The sequence below is a fragment of the Clostridioides sp. ES-W-0016-02 genome (assembly GCF_020641035.1).
GTDB lineage: Bacteria > Bacillota > Clostridia > Peptostreptococcales > Peptostreptococcaceae > Clostridioides.
Genome location: NZ_CP061361.1, coordinates 190,374 through 206,833 on the forward strand (window position 1 = coordinate 190,374; position 16,460 = coordinate 206,833).

Sequence of the window (16,460 nt, forward strand, 5' to 3'; positions counted from 1 at the left end):
TTATATATCTATCAGATAGAAATCAGTTAAAAGTAGACAAGTAATTTAGGAGGAAGAAATGGAAGAAATAGTATTAAAGATTATAATTCATGCTGGAAATGCAAAATCTATGCTTTATGAAGCTCTTGATTGTGCAAAGGAAAACGATTTTGAAAAGGCTGATGAATTAATCGAAAGTGCAAATGAAGAAATATTAAAAGCACATAAAGTACAAACAGAACTTATACAAAAGGAAGCAGGAGGAAATAAATCAGATATATCTATTTTACTAATTCACTCTCAAGACCATTTAATGACTTGTATGAGTGAAAGAAACCTTATAAAAGAAATGATAGTGCTAAGAAAAGAAATTCAAAAATTAAAATAAAAAGTAATTAAGGGGGATTTAAGATAATGAAGAGAAAAGTATATTTATTTTGTAGTTTTGGTATGTCAACAAGCTTACTTGCAGGAAAGATGCAGAAAGTAGCAGATGAACACAATTTACCAATAGAAGTAGAAGCATTTCCAATAGCAGAAATTGATAAGATAGTTGCAGAGAAGAATCCAGATTGTATATTGTTAGGACCTCAAGTTAAATACATGCTAAAGGAGTTAAAGCCAAAGTTTGAAGCTCAAGGAAAACCTGTGGATATAATAAATGAAACTGATTATGGAACTATGAATGGAGAAAAAGTACTAAAGCTTGCTATAAAATTAATAAAATCTAAACAAGCTTAAAATATAGTAAAAAGATACTGAGAAATGAGGGTGGATAGATGAATAAATTGGAAAGAATACTTATGCCGTTGGCTGAAAAAATAGGTAAAAATAAATTATTAATTGCAATTAGAGATGGTTTTTTAGTATCATCACCATTATTGATAATAGGGTCATTATTTTTATTAGTAGCAAACTTCCCAATAAAAGGATGGGACGAATTTGTAGGTCAAATTTTTGGTCCAGATTGGGCAGTAAAATTACAACAGCCAACTATAGCGACTTTTGAAGTAATGACTTTACTTGCAGTTTTAGGAATTGGTTACTCTTATGCTAAACAAATAGATGTAGACCCAATTGCATCAGCAGCAGTTGCAATAGTCGCCTTTTTTATAGTTACACCATTTGTAATACCATATACACCAGAAGGAACAAAGGCAGTCTATATGGTAACTGGTATCCCATTAGGTTGGATGGGTTCTAAGGGAATGTTTGTAGGAATGATAACCGCAATAACATCTGTTAAGTTATTTGCAGTAGTTGTCAAAAAAGGGTGGACATTGAAGATGCCAGATGGAGTTCCTCCAACTGTTTCAAAATCATTTGCTGCATTAATACCAAGTGCAATAGTTATGGTAGTTTTCTTTTTAGTTAAGATTGCTTTTGAAGCTACACCATATGGAAGTATACATGAATTTATATTTAAGTTTTTACAAATGCCATTATTAAAATTAGGAAATAGTTTAGGTGCTATGGCAATAGCTTATATATTCTTACATTTATTCTGGTTCTTTGGAATAAATGGTAGTAGTGTTGTTGGAGCTGTCTATAATCCAATATTAAAAATTTTATCAGCTGAAAATTTAGCGGCTTTTCAAGCTGGTTCAAAAATACCAAACATAATAACTGGTCAATTCCAGGATATGTTTGCAACATTTGGTGGGGCAGGTAGTACACTATCCTTAATTATAGCTATGTTACTTATATGCAAAAGTAAACGTATAAAATCAATGGGTAAATTATCAATTTTACCAGGGATATTTGGAATAAATGAGCCATTAATATTTGGTCTACCAATAATGCTTAACCCAATATTATTGATACCATTTGCAATAGTTCCAACAATAAACATAATAATAGCCTATTTCTGTATGTCAGCAGGATTAGTACCACTTACAAATGGAGTTCAATTACCATGGACAACTCCAATTATATTCTCTGGATTTCTAACAACAGGATGGCAAGGTGCTTTATTACAAATAATACTTCTTGTACTAGGAATATTTATGTACATGCCATTTATAAAGATGTTAGATAAACAATATTTAAAAGAAGAAAAAACAAATGTTGAAGAGGAAGATGATGATATATCTTTTGATGATTTAGTATTATAGGAGGAAAATTATGAAGAAAATAGTTATGATATTGGATCAAATACAAGCAGGTGCAGGTGGGAAAGAAAAAAGCAATATACCTCCTGCTGGAAAATCAAGTCCATTAGGTCCAGGTGTAATGATGGAACCATTTTTAAAAGAATCTAAAGTAATAGCGACACTTTTCTGTGGGGATGAATTTTTTATAAACAATGAAGAAGAAGTGACAAATAAAATGATAGCTATGGTTAAAAAGTTAAATCCTGATGTAGTAATTTGTGGACCAAGTTTTAACTATGAAAATTTTTCTAAGATGTCAGCAATATTATCTAAAAATATAAATAATAAAACAGATATACCAGCTTTTGCAGCTATGTCAGAAGAAAATACATACGTAATAAACGAATACAAAAATGATATATGTATAGTTAAGACACCTAAAAAAGGTGGAATTGGTCTTAATGATTCACTAAACAATATATGTAAATTAGCAAATTCAATAGCAAATAAAGAAGACATAACTTTAATGAAAGAAGAATTTTGTTATTAATTAACACTTTACTAGGGGACAGGTTTAAGTAAAATATTATTTACATTAAAGTATGTGGATAGAGTTTCTATAATTAAGGAGGGATTTTCTGATATGTGGGGAATGATAGCAACATGGAGAATGGCTATAGAAGGAATCACTGAAGCATCAGAACATTTAGAAAAAGGAATGGAAGCAGGAGATGCTGTAGAACTTGCTGTAAGAAGAGTCGAAGATTATCCATTCTATAAATCGGTTGGATATGGAGGACTTCCAAATGAAAATTGTGAAGTAGAACTTGATGCTGCATTTATGGATGGAAACACATTAGATATAGGAGCAGTTGCAGGTATAAGAGATTATTCTAACCCTGTCAGCATAGCTAGAAAACTAAGTTATGAGAAAGTGAATAATTTCTTAGTTGGAATAGGAGCTGAAGAATATGCCCATAAAAATGGATTTGAAAGAAAAAATATGTTAACAGATAGAGCGAAACTACATTATAAGAAGAGAAAAAAAGAAACTTTAGATAAAGGATTAAGCCCATATGCTGGTCATGATACTGTTGGGATGATATCTTTAGATAGAGATGGAAAGATGTGTGCAGCAACCTCAACAAGTGGTCTATTTATGAAGAAAAGAGGTAGAATAGGAGATTCTGCACTATCTGGTTCAGGGTTTTTCGTTGATAGTAACATAGGAGGGGCTACAGCTACTGGTCTTGGAGAAGATTTGATGAAAGGGTGTATATCATATGAGATAGTTAGACTTATGAAAGAAGGAAAACATCCACAAGAGGCATGTGATATAGCAGTAAATGAGTTAGATGAACAACTTATCAAAAGACGAGGAAAAGCTGGAGACTTATCATTAGTTGCTATGAATAATAAAGGAGAATGGGGAGTAGCTACAAACATAGCTGACTTTACATTCTCAGTAGCTACTAAAGCAGAAGCACCTACAGTGTATATATCAAATAGAATAGATGGTAAAACTATACATAAGGTTGTGTCAAACGAGTGGATGGAAGCATATGAAGCTAGGATAAAGGCTCCAATAGAAGTAAGTGAATAAAGTTTGTATTTATGCAGTAAAGTAGAGTCTTTAATATTTAAAAGGAGATTTTTATGAATATTATAAACAATAAAGTAGACGAGATAAAAGAACATTTATTAAGTGATATTGTAGATATTGTAAAAATACCTAGCGTTGAAGGGGAGTCAGAAAATGACTTCCCTTTTGGCGAAAAGGTAGGAAAAGCACTCAATAAAGCACTAGAAATTTCAAGAAAATTAGGATTTAAAGTTAGAAACTTAGACAATTATATTGGTTATGCAGAATATGGAGATAGCGAAGATTATATCTGTGTAATTGGCCACGTAGATGTAGTACATGAAGGGGAAAATTGGATATATCAACCTTATGGAGGAGAAATATATAATGGAAAAATCTATGGTAGAGGGGTATTAGATAATAAAGGACCTATAATGTGTGCTTTATATGGATTATATGTTATTAAGGAATTAGGTTTAAAGTTAGATAAAAAAGTTAGGATAGTTTTTGGCACAAATGAAGAAAGTGGATTTAAAGATATACCATATTATTTAAAAAAGGAAAAACCTCCTATAATGGGGTTCACACCAGATTGTAAATATCCTGTTGTATATGGCGAAAAAGGTATGGCGAAAATTATAATCAAAAATAACTGTAACTATAAGGAAGATACATTTCTAAGCTTTATAGAAAATATGTCTGAAAAGGTGATTGTCACAAATCAAGAGTTACATAAAGAGAATAGTTACATAATACTGGAGATAAAGGTAAAATATGAATTTAGTTATAAACTAGAAGATGTCTTAGATGAAATAAAATCTAATTTTCCCAATGGTACAGAGATAGAAGTAATTTCTAATTTTAATCCTGTATATTTTGATAAGGATAGTGAGCTTGTTAAAAAACTTCAAATAGCTTATGAAAGAGTAACATCATTAGATGGTACTCCAGTAACAACTAATGGAGGTACATATGCAAAAGTAATGCCAAATATAGTTCCATTTGGACCTTCGTTTCCAGGACAAAAAGGAATAGCACATAATCCTGACGAATATATGGATATAGATGATATAATCTTAAATGCAAAGATATTTTCAAATGCAATATATGAATTAGCAAAGGAGTAGTTATGCTAGAGATAATAGGAATGACAGTAGAAGACGCTAAGATTATAGAAGATTGTGGCGCAGATAGAATAGAATTAGTTAGTGCTTTAACTGAAGGAGGGCTAACACCAAGTTTTGGACTTATAGAAAGTGTTGTTAACAGTGTAAAGATACCTGTGAACGTAATGATAAGACCACATGCTAAAAGCTTTGTATATAGTAAAGAAGACATAAATATAATGTTAAAAGATATAAATACAGTCAAAAAGATTGGAGCTAATGGAGTTGTATTTGGAATGTTAGACAAGAATAATAATATAGATGAAGAAAATTTAAATTTTTTGTTGCAATATTGCGATAATCTTGATGTTACATTTCATAGAGCAATAGATGAATCAAATACAATAGAAAGTGTTAATCTTTTAAAGAATTATGACAGAATTACAAATATATTAACGTCAGGGGGAAAGGGAAGTATAAGAGAGAATATAAAAATTATAAAAGATATGATGCTTAACTCTAATAATATAAAAATTCTTTTAGGTGGAGGTCTTAATTTTAATAATATAGTTGAAATAAAGGGAGTAACTAAGGCAAATAATTTTCATTTTGGTACAGCTGTTAGAATAGATAAAAATCCATTTGAAGATATAGACAGACAAAAGCTAAAACAATTAGTGGATATAATTTCGAAATAATATAAACATATATAATTTATATAACTTATTAGATTAAATAAAGAGTGTTAGTCAATTGTAGTTTGGGTATATGAATATTATGAGTATTGATTAAGAAATTATTGTTATGATGCTTTACTATTTTTAGATAATTTTGAAGTTAAACTAAATAGTGAAAGAAAAAATGAAATATGGAGGTCTTAGAAGGTGGATAACTATGAAAAATTTATAAAAGTTAAGTAACATATAATACATATAATTTCCTAAAATTACCACTTTATGACATGAATTCACATATTAATAAACAATTATTGGAGATATTTGTGGATAGAAAGGATAATAAAAATAGCTTTAAATACACAGGAACAAGAGTTATTAACAGTTTTATCCACATTATCCACAGGGTATTGTTATAATATTAATCCACATAAGCATTAAGGTGATTAAAAATGAAAAATAATTCTATCAATTGAATAGAAAAAATCACAAAAGTTAATAATAAAAGAAGGATTATGAGATTTCGTGTAGAATATATTATTTAAGTATAAATTTTCTTATACTGGCATAATTGAAGGGAGATGTACTTATGAACATAATTATATCTGGAAAACAAATCGAATTAACTGATGCAATAAAAAATAAAATCGAAAGCAAGTTAAGTAAGTTAGATAATTACATTCATCCAGACACTGATGTAAAGGTTACAGTAAGTGCTAAAAAAACAAGACAAAAAATAGAAGTAACAATAGCTACTGTAAATGGTCCTATAATTAGAGCAGAAGATATGCAGGAGAATTTATACACAGCTATAGATGTTGTATATGATAAATTAAGCAAACAATTAAAAAAATATAAAAAGAGATTACAAGATAAGCATCAAGACAATAAGAGTATAAGATTCCAAGATGCAGAGATAAATCTAGCAGATGAACAAGAAGATTATGAAGATGAAAATCAAGATATAGTAATTCAAAGACGTAAGAAATTTAGTGTTAAGCCAATGAGCGAAGAAGAAGCTGTATTACAAATGGAATTAGTAGGACATGATTTCTATATGTTCAAGAATATAGATTCAGATGAAATAGCTGTAGTTTATAAACGTCATAATGGCGGATATGGTATAATAGAACATGAATAAAGCAATTTAGATTTAATCATATTAGCTATCGATAAATTATTTATCGATAGCTTTTTAAATTAATATTAAAAGTATAGTTTTTATGGTAAAATGAATAATAGTACAATAAAGAACGAGGAGAGATGTAAAATATGAGCTTTATGGATAGTTTATTCAACATGGCAGATAAAAAAGAATTGAAAAAGTTCAATAAGACTGTTGATATAATAGATTCATTAGAACCTAAATTTGAATCTATGGCAGACTCGGAACTTAAAAATATGACAAATACATTTAAAGAAAGATTAGAAAATGGAGAAAGTATAGATGATATACTTCCAGAAGCATTTGCAGTAGTCAGAGAGACTTCTAAAAGAGTATTAGGTCTTAGACACTACAGAGTTCAAATGATTGGAGGTATAGTATTACATCAAGGAAGAATAGCTGAGATGAAAACAGGTGAAGGTAAAACTTTGGTTGCAACTGCTCCTGTTTATTTGAATGCTCTTACTGGAAAAGGTGTACATGTTGTAACGGTAAATGATTATCTTGCAAAACGTGATAGAGACCAAATGGCAAAAGTTTATGAGTTTTTAGGAATGAGTGTAGGTGTTATTGTACATGGTCAAAATCCAAAAGTTAGAAAAGAACAATATGATTGTGATATAACTTATGGTACAAATAATGAATATGGATTTGACTACTTAAAAGACAATATGGTAATACACAAAGAGCAAAGAGTTCAAAGAGGATTAAATTATGCGATAGTGGATGAGGTCGACTCTATACTTATAGATGAGGCTAGAACACCACTTATTATATCTGGTCCTGGAGATAAATCAACTCACCTATACTCAGATGCAAATACATTTGTGTTAACTTTAAAACCTGATGACTATGAATTAGAAGAAAAAGATAAGGCTGTATCTCTAACAGCATCAGGTATACAAAAAGCAGAAGTATATTTTAATGTTGATAATATAACAGATATATCTCATACAGAGTTATATCACCATATAAATCAGGCTTTAAGGGCACATATAATAATGAAAAAAGATGTTGATTATGTTGCTAAAGATGGAGAAATAGTAATAGTTGATGAGTTTACTGGTAGACTTATGTTTGGTAGAAGATATTCAGAAGGCTTGCATCAAGCAATAGAAGCAAAAGAAGGTCTTAAAATACAGAGAGAATCTAAAACACTAGCTACTGTAACATTCCAAAATTACTTCAGAATGTATAAAAAACTTTCAGGTATGACTGGTACAGCAAAAACAGAAGAAGAAGAGTTTAAAGCAATATATAAAATGGATGTCTTCCAAGTGCCTACTAATAAGCTTATGGTAAGAGAAGACTTGCCAGATTGTGTATATAAAAGTGAGATAGGTAAATTTAATGCTGTAGCTGAAGAAATAATTGAAAGACATAGAGTTAATCAACCAATACTTGTAGGTACAGTTTCGATAGAAAAGTCAGAACTACTATCACAAATATTAAAGAAAAAAGGTATTAGACATGAAGTATTAAATGCTAAACACCATGATAAAGAAGCAGAAATAATAGCTCAAGCAGGTAGACTTGGAGCTGTTACAATAGCTACTAACATGGCTGGTCGTGGTACTGATATAGTTTTAGGTGGGAATCCAGATTTCTTAACTAAGAGAGAAATGAGAAGAAATGGATTTAAAGAAGATGTAGTAAATAGAGTTGATACTCCAATAGAAGGAATACCTGTGGCAGGAAATGAAATTTTATTTGAAGCTAGAGCAGAGTACGAAAGATTATATAAACAATTTAAGCAACAAACAGAAGACGAACAAAAACAAGTAGTAGAAGCAGGTGGACTTGCTATAATTGGTACAGAAAGACATGAATCTCGAAGAATAGATAACCAGTTAAGAGGTCGTGCTGGTCGTCAAGGTGACCCAGGTAGCTCAAGATTTTATATAGGTCTTGATGATGACCTTATGAGATTGTTTGGAAGCGATAGAATATCTGGAATCGTAAATAAAATAGGTCTTGAAGAAGACATGCCTATAGAACATAGAATATTATCTAAGTCTATTGAAGGTGCACAAAAGAAAGTCGAAGGTAAAAACTTTGGAATAAGAAAACATGTACTTCAATATGATGATGTTATGAATAAGCAAAGAGAAATAATATATGCAGAGAGAAAACGTGTATTAGAAGGTGAAGATTTACAAGAGCAAGTACAATCAATGACTCATTCTATAATAGAAGAATCAGTGACTCTTTATACAAAAGATAAAGGATTTGATGAAGAAGGATTTAAGGAACATATGTATAATCTGTTCTTACCAAAAGGTAGTATAGAAATCCCAGAGATAGAAAAGCTTAATCCAGTTGAAATAACAGAAAAAGTTTATGAAATAGCTATGAAGATATATACTGCAAAAGAAGAACAAATAGGTTATGAAAGAATGAGAGAAGTTGAGAGAGTTATCTTACTTCAAGCTGTTGATAATCATTGGATAGACCATATAGATGCAATGGATCAATTACGTCAAGGTATAGGGCTTCGTGCTGTAGGTCAACAAGACCCAGTTATTGCTTATAAAATGGAAGGTTTTGATATGTTTGATGAGATGAATAAACATATCAAAGAAGATACTGTAAGATATTTATTTAATATAACAATAGAGGCTCCAGTAGAAAGAAAAGCAGTTGTAGATGTTGAAAATCTAACTTCTCCCTCAGATGGAACTCTTCCAACAAGTAAAACTATTAAAAAAGATGAAAAAGTTGGAAGAAATGATTTATGTCCTTGTGGAAGTGGTAAGAAATATAAAAACTGTTGTGGAAGATAGTTTTGGAGGATTAAATGTTAAAGATACAAGAGTATAGACATAGTGTGGAGCAAATAGCTTCAAATTTAGAAGAATTGAGGGTTTCTCTTTGACGTAGCTTCATTGATGGAAAAGATAAAAATTAATGAAGAGAAGATAAATAAACAAGATTTTTGGAATGACAATGAAGTAGCGCAAAAAGTACTTCAAGAAAACAAAGCTTTAAAAGAAACTATAGATGAATATGAAAGTCTAAAAAACTTATTAGAAGATGTAGAAGTATTGATTGAAATAGGCCTAGAAGAAGAGGATGATTCTGTTGAAAAGGATATAGAAATGTCTATAGAATCAATAGAAGAAAAATTATCTGAGATGAAAATAAAAACTCTTTTAAATGGCGAGTATGATAAAAATAATGCTATATTATCTATAAATGCTGGAACTGGGGGTCTAGATGCTCAAGATTGGGCTCAGATGCTTTTAAGAATGTATATAAGATGGGCAGAAGGTAAGGGTTATAAAGTTAAGCTTTTAGATATAATATCAGACCCTGAAGCGGGAATAAAGACAGCTACAATTCTTGTAGAAGGAACCAACACTTATGGATATTTAAAAAGTGAAAAAGGGGTTCATAGATTGGTAAGAATATCTCCATTTGACCCATCAGGAAAGAGACATACTTCATTTGCTTCTATAGATGTAACACCAGAGTTAGATGAAAATATAGAAGTAGAAATTAATTCATCAGATTTGAAGATAGACACATATAGAGCGTCTGGTGCTGGAGGACAACATGTAAACACAACTGATTCAGCTGTTAGAATAACACATATTCCTACTGGTGTAGTGGTTCAGTGTCAAAATGAAAGGTCTCAACATTTAAATAAAGATAGAGCTATGAGACTTTTGATGGCAAAATTGATAGAGTTAAAAGAATTAGAGCAAAAGGAAAAAATAGAAGATATACAAGGCAAATACTCACAAATAACGTGGGGTAGCCAAATTAGGTCCTATGTTTTCCAACCATATAAGTTAGTCAAAGACCATAGGACAAATGCTGAGTTTGGAAATGTAGATGGTGTGATGAATGGGAATATAGACTTGTTTATCAACGAATACTTAAAAATGAATAAGACAGTTTAATAAACAATGTACAGTAATTAAGATAGATATATAAGAAGGTTAGTGCTTACTATGCACTTTACAGCACTTAGGCTGAGGACTACAACCCTCAGCCTTCGTTCTGTTTGTTATACTTATGAAAAAACTAACATTAGGAGTGAAAAAAATTGGATATAAATCAAATCTTAAAAAATGAATTTAATCTCAAAGATGAACAAATAAATAATACGCTAAAGCTTATTGATGAAGGAAATACAATACCATTTATAGCTAGATACAGAAAAGAAATGACTGGTGAGATGAGTGATGTCACATTAAGGGAATTCTATGAAAAATTGATGTATCTAAGAAACCTTCAAAGTAGAAAAGATGATGTAGTTAGATTAATAGATGAACAAGGAAAATTAACAGATGAGATAACACAAAATATAGAAAAAGCAAAAACACTACAAGAAGTAGAAGATATATATGCTCCATATAAACAAAAGAAAAGAACTAGAGCAACAATAGCAAAAGAAAAAGGGTTAGAAAATCTAGCAGTATCAATACTAGAGAGTAATCTAGATAATATAGATTTAGAGGCGAAGAGTTATATAAATGAAGAAAAAGAAGTAACTTCTGTTGAGGATGCCTTAAAAGGTGCAAGAGATATAATTGCAGAAACAGTTTCAGATGATGCGAAGATTAGAAAATACATAAGAGAGCTTGCTTTAAGAGAAGGAATGATAGTTAGTAAAAGTTCTACTGATGAGAAATCAGTTTATGATATGTATTACGATTATAGTGAAGCAGTGAAAAGTATGGCTCCACATAGAGTTTTAGCAATAAATAGAGGAGAAAAAGAGAATTTTTTAAAAGTTAAATTAGAAATAAATAATGATAAAGTTTTAAATTATATAGTAAATGAATATGTAAATGATAAAAACTTTAAGAATAAAGATGAAATTGTAAATTCAATAGAAGATTCATATAAAAGATTAATTTTCCCATCGATAGAAAGAGAAATAAGAAATCATCTGACAGAAATAGCTCAAGAAAGGGCTATAAGTGTATTTGGAAAAAATGTTAAAAGTTTATTACTTCAACCACCAGTTAAAGATAAAGTAGTTATGGGATTTGACCCTGCATTTAGAACTGGTTGCAAAATAGCGGTTGTAGATAAAAATGGTAAATTATTGGACTATACAACAGTATATCCAACAGACCCTCAAAATAATGTAGAAGGGGCCAAGAAGACTTTAAAAGAATTAATTGAAAAATATAATATAGACATAATTTCAATAGGAAATGGGACAGCATCAAGAGAGTCAGAAACATTTGTGTCAGAAATGATAAAAGAGATAGATAGAGACATTCAATATGTTATAGTCAGCGAAGCTGGTGCATCAGTTTACTCAGCATCTGAACTCGCAAATGAAGAACATCCAGATATAAATGTATCAATAAGAGGAGCTATATCTATAGCGAGAAGACTACAAGACCCCTTAGCAGAACTTGTGAAAATAGACCCTAAGAGTATAGGTGTAGGCCAATATCAACATGACTTAAATAAGAAGAGATTAGAAGAAGTATTAAATGGAGTTGTTGAGGATTCCGTAAATAGTGTTGGAGTAGATTTAAATACTGCATCATATTCTCTATTAGAGCATATTGCAGGAATAAGTAAGGTTATCGCAAAAAATATAATAGCATATAGAGAAGAAAATGGAGACTTTACATCAAGAGTACAACTGAAAAAAGTAAAAAGACTTGGCCCTCAAGCATTTACTCAATGTGCTGGATTTATGAGAATCTTAGATGGAAAGAATCCTCTAGATAATACAGGTGTACATCCTGAAAGTTATGATATATGCAAAAAAATGATTGAAATAATAGGATATTCTTTGGATGATGTAAAAAATAAAAATATAGAAGAAATAGATGAAAAAGTTAAGGAAATTGGTTTGAGAGAATTAAGTGAAAAATTGGAAGTAGGCCAAGTTACTTTAAGAGATATCATAGCTGAGATTAAAAAACCAGGAAGAGACCCAAGAGAAGAAGGAATAAAGCCTATACTTAGAACTGATGTCCTAAAAATTGAAGATATACAAGAAGGGATGTCTTTAAAAGGTACAATAAGAAATGTTGTAGATTTTGGAGCATTTGTAGATATTGGAATAAAAAATGATGGGCTAGTTCATAAATCAGAAATGAGTAATAGCTTTGTAAAAGACCCTATGAGTATTGTTACAGTAGGTGATATAGTAGATGTAAAAGTAATTGGAATTGATTTAAATAAAAAAAGAGTTGCATTATCAATGAAAAAATAGGTTAATTTATGTTTAGTTATGATACTTATGTGTAACAATTATAAATGTAAGTAGCATAATAAAAAATTTAAGAAATTATGAAATGAGATTGTAAGAGATAATATTTAAAATAGTTAGTATAGTATTGAAAATCAGGAGGAAAATGAATGGTTTTTATAAAAAATGGTAGCATAAATACCATAACAAATGGAATAATTCAGGGAGATATACTTATAGATCAAGGAAAAATAATAGAGATAGGAAAAGACTTAATAGCACCTTTAGATGTAGAGGTAATAGATGCAAGTGGTAAATTTGTGTTTCCAGGGTTTATAGATGCCCATACTCATTTAGGATTGTGGGAAGATGGTATAGGATTTGAAGGAGCAGATGGAAATGAAGAAACTGACCCAATAACACCACAATTAAATCCTATAGATGGGATTAATCCAATGGACAGAACATTTAAAGAAGCTTTTGAAGGTGGTATAACTTCTGTATGTACAACTCCTGGAAGTGCAAATGTTATGGGAGGTCAATGTATAGCTATAAAGACCTATGGGAAAAGAATTGATAAAATGGTAATAAAAAATCCAGTAGCGTCTAAAATAGCCTTTGGAGAAAATCCAAAAAGCTGTTATGGTCAAGATGATAAATCTCCACAAACTAGAATGGCAATAGCTTCATTACTTAGAGAGAATCTTAAAAAAGCAGAAGAATATTTAGAGGAAGTCGACCTGTATGAAAGTCATGATGATGAAGATTGTGAAAAACCTGAATATGATATAAAAATGGAAAGTTTAATACCCGTTTTAAGAGGAGAAATTCCTTTTAAAGCACATGCCCATAGAGCTGATGATATGTTCACAGCCATAAGGATTGCAAAAGAGTTTAATTTAAAGCTTACATTAGACCATTGTACAGAAGGTCATCTTATAGTGGAGGAGGTATTGGAAGAAGGATTTCCTGTAATAGTAGGGCCATCATTATCAGAAAGGTCTAAATTTGAACTTAGAAATTTAACGTTTAATACAGCTGGAATACTTTCAAATGCAGGACTCGATGTATGTATAATGACAGACCATCCAGTAATACCAGTTCAATATCTTCCAATATGTGCAGGGATAGCAGTTAAGCATGGAATGAAAGAAGAAAAAGCAATAGAATCCATTACAATAAATCCAGCTAAGACTCTAGGAATTGAAGATAGAGTAGGTTCTATAGAAGTTGGTAAAGATGCAGATATAGTAATTTGGGATAATTCTCCACTAGAGATTCAAAGTAATGTACTTTACACTATAATAAATGGGAAAGTAGTGTATGAAAAAAAATAACTTGACAATTATTAAAAAATTAACTAATATAAGAGTGTAAGGAAAATTAAAAAATCAAAGAAGATCTTCGGGGCAGGGTGAGATTCCCTACCGGCGGTATAGCCCGCGAACTACTTATGTGGTTGATTTGGTGAAATTCCAAAGCCGACAGTAAAGTCTGGATGAGAGAAGATATTTATGGAATATAAATAAGTTTATTTTAGTTTGTTTAAACTATATCCATAAAAACTCGAAGATAAGGTCTTCGAGTTTTTTGTTTTTCCTAAAAAAATATAAATATATTTATTAGGAGGATAATAATTATGCAAAGTACAGCAAAAAGAAGTAATATGATTTCAACAAGAACTTTAGTAGTAATGTCAATTTTATCAGCAATATCTTATTTACTAATGTTTATTCAAGCACCAATACCAGGTATATTTCCAGATTTCTTAAAAATTGACTTATCAGATATTCCAGCAATATTTGGAGGGATGTCTTTAGGACCATTAGTTGGATTTGGAATAGTTGTAGTAAAAAATATACTACAAGCGATTACAGCAACAACAACTGGAGGAGTAGGAGAGTTTGCAAATATATTAATTGGTGGTTCTTATGTAATGATACTTTGTTATTCATATAAGAAAAGTAAAGATTTAAAAGGCATATTAATTGGATTTGTATTAGGAACAATAGCTATGACTATAATTGGCTCAGTGTTAAATTACTTTGTAATGTTACCACTTTATGGTCAATTTATGGGACTAGATGCTATAATAGGGTTAGGTTCAGCTATAAATCCTAAGATTCATGACCTATTTACTTTTGTAATTTGGATGATAGCTCCATTTAATGTACTAAAAGCTGTGATAATATCTTTAGTAACATTACCACTTTATAAAAAAATGGGAAATGTAATAAAAAAATAATCAGACAAGAAAATATAAAATTTTAAAATTAAATATATTGGAAAGCCATAATTTATTTATAACTTCAGTCTCATGTTGTGATTGATGTATTAAATACATTATGGCTTTATTAATTTATCAAAAAATGTATTTAAAATAAGAAATATTTAGACAGATTTAATTTTTAAAATAAAGGAAGAATTAAAACGATTAACTATTAAAATACTAAAAAGGTATCTACAATATGCAGAGCGAATTCATAATAGACAAAAAATAAAGTTATTATTAAGAATAAATAATGTTTTGAATTGTAATTCTTAATAATAACTAATTTAATGATGATAGGAGAGTAGATTTATGAAAGTATGTAAAAAAATGAAAAAAGTATTTTTAGACGATAAAGGGTATTATTTTAATAGTGATTGGGAAAATATTCATATAGGCATTGATAGTAAAATGTTAGGAGATTCTTTAAAGTATATTACGAATGAATATATTGAAAATATGGAAAGAGTGAAGTATGACTATCATGAATTAGAAAATATAAATAATCAAACAGATGGTATGTGTATTTTAGCTATAAGACAGAATTATAAAGCTTTGGAGTATGTAAAAGAGCAAACAGAAGAATTATGTTTAGAAGCTATAAGGTACAATTATAGAGCACTTGAATATGTAAAAGAACAAACTGAGTATATATGCCTTGAAGCAATAAAAAAAGATTGCAATGCACTTAAGTATGTAAGAAATCAAACAGAAGAACTTATTATAAAAGCAATAAGATGTTCTTCTAATATAGATGTTGTAAGTATATTAAAAGCTTTAGAGGTTCAAACAAGAAAAATATGTTTAGAAGCAATTAAAAAAGATGGCAGGTGTCTTGCATATGTTAGAGAACAAAGTGAAGAATTATGTATAGAAGCAATAAAACGAAACTATAAAGCACTTAAATATGTACAAAACCAAACAGAAAAAATGTGTATTGAAGCTGTAAGTCAAAATGGTATGGCATTACAATATGTAAATCAGCAGACAGAAAGAATATGTTTAGAAGCAGTTAAACAAGATGGAAGAAGCCTACAATTTGTTAATAATAAGACAGAAGAAACATGTATAAGAGCTATAAGATACTTGGATAAAAAGTACAATATTAAAGATGTACTAAATTACATAGATAACTATACAGAAGAGATATGTACAGAGATTGTAAGACAAAATGGAAAGATGCTTATGTATATAAAGAATCAAACAGAAAAAATGTGCATTGAAGCAGTAAAAGAAAATTATAAATCTCTCAAGTATGTAAAAGAGCAATCAGAGGAAATATGTAAAGAAGCCCTGAAACAAAATTGTAAGGCAAAAGAATATGTAAGGATTGCTATTGATGATTATATATAAGTTTTAATAGAATCATCAATATTGAAAGATAAACAAAAAAGATAAATAGAAGTACTTTATAATAGTTGGG

The 16,460-nt window shown here is 29.9% G+C and carries 14 protein-coding genes and 1 riboswitch; all 14 genes read left to right on the forward strand.

All coding sequences use genetic code 11. The features are described 5' to 3' along the window. Positions 1-58: 58 nt before the first annotated feature. The 14 genes from IC758_RS01255 (at position 59) to IC758_RS01320 (ending at position 16,390) form a co-directional block, all read left to right on the forward strand. A complete protein-coding gene (locus tag IC758_RS01255; RefSeq protein WP_227483559.1) occupies positions 59-367 on the forward strand; it encodes a PTS lactose/cellobiose transporter subunit IIA in 309 nt (102 codons plus the stop codon). A gap of 26 nt (positions 368-393) precedes the next feature. Further along, positions 394-720: a PTS sugar transporter subunit IIB gene (locus IC758_RS01260; RefSeq protein WP_227434553.1), complete on the forward strand. Its 327-nt coding sequence runs from the start codon at positions 394-396 to the stop codon at positions 718-720. Between the two features lie 38 nt (positions 721-758). Further along, on the forward strand, positions 759-2,093 hold the full coding sequence (gene celB / locus IC758_RS01265; RefSeq protein ID WP_227434554.1) for a PTS cellobiose transporter subunit IIC: 1,335 nt from the start codon (positions 759-761) through the stop codon (positions 2,091-2,093). 10 nt (positions 2,094-2,103) lie between these two features. Next, positions 2,104-2,622 (forward strand): GrdB-related putative oxidoreductase, encoded by a 519-nt coding sequence (locus IC758_RS01270; protein WP_227434555.1) that lies wholly within the window; start codon positions 2,104-2,106, stop codon positions 2,620-2,622. A 93-nt stretch (positions 2,623-2,715) separates the two neighbouring features. Further along, positions 2,716-3,675: a N(4)-(beta-N-acetylglucosaminyl)-L-asparaginase gene (locus IC758_RS01275; RefSeq protein ID WP_227831454.1), complete on the forward strand. Its 960-nt coding sequence runs from the start codon at positions 2,716-2,718 to the stop codon at positions 3,673-3,675. A 53-nt stretch (positions 3,676-3,728) separates the two neighbouring features. Further along, positions 3,729-4,781, forward strand: a complete 1,053-nt coding sequence (locus tag IC758_RS01280) for a Sapep family Mn(2+)-dependent dipeptidase (RefSeq protein ID WP_227851677.1) — start codon at positions 3,729-3,731, stop codon at positions 4,779-4,781. 2 nt (positions 4,782-4,783) lie between these two features. Next, entirely contained in the window at positions 4,784-5,458 is a 675-nt protein-coding gene (locus IC758_RS01285; RefSeq protein WP_227434558.1) for a copper homeostasis protein CutC, read from the forward strand. A 565-nt stretch (positions 5,459-6,023) separates the two neighbouring features. Beyond that, positions 6,024-6,575, forward strand: a complete 552-nt coding sequence (gene hpf / locus IC758_RS01290; RefSeq protein WP_227434559.1) for a ribosome hibernation-promoting factor, HPF/YfiA family — start codon at positions 6,024-6,026, stop codon at positions 6,573-6,575. A gap of 131 nt (positions 6,576-6,706) precedes the next feature. Further along, positions 6,707-9,382 carry a preprotein translocase subunit SecA gene (gene secA / locus IC758_RS01295; protein WP_227860692.1) on the forward strand — a complete coding sequence of 892 codons (2,676 nt, stop codon included), beginning with the start codon at positions 6,707-6,709 and terminating at the stop codon, positions 9,380-9,382. A gap of 14 nt (positions 9,383-9,396) precedes the next feature. Further along, positions 9,397-10,504, forward strand: a protein-coding gene (gene prfB / locus IC758_RS01300; RefSeq protein WP_227846091.1) for a peptide chain release factor 2 whose coding sequence is annotated in 2 segments (ribosomal slippage) — positions 9,397-9,471 and positions 9,473-10,504 — 1,107 coding nt in all. Because the reading frame shifts where the segments join, the coding sequence is not laid out codon by codon here. A gap of 146 nt (positions 10,505-10,650) precedes the next feature. Continuing rightward, positions 10,651-12,792, forward strand: a complete 2,142-nt coding sequence (locus IC758_RS01305) for a Tex family protein (protein ID WP_227834966.1) — start codon at positions 10,651-10,653, stop codon at positions 12,790-12,792. Positions 12,793-12,938: 146 nt separating this feature from the next. After that, entirely contained in the window at positions 12,939-14,105 is a 1,167-nt protein-coding gene (locus IC758_RS01310; protein WP_227860693.1) for an amidohydrolase, read from the forward strand. 59 nt (positions 14,106-14,164) lie between these two features. Then, positions 14,165-14,282: riboswitch (FMN riboswitch) on the forward strand. A gap of 125 nt (positions 14,283-14,407) precedes the next feature. Beyond that, a complete protein-coding gene (locus IC758_RS01315; RefSeq protein WP_227434564.1) occupies positions 14,408-15,013 on the forward strand; it encodes an ECF transporter S component in 606 nt (201 codons plus the stop codon). 336 nt (positions 15,014-15,349) lie between these two features. Then, positions 15,350-16,390 carry a DUF4116 domain-containing protein gene (locus tag IC758_RS01320; protein ID WP_227860694.1) on the forward strand — a complete coding sequence of 347 codons (1,041 nt, stop codon included), beginning with the start codon at positions 15,350-15,352 and terminating at the stop codon, positions 16,388-16,390. Positions 16,391-16,460 lie beyond the last annotated feature (70 nt).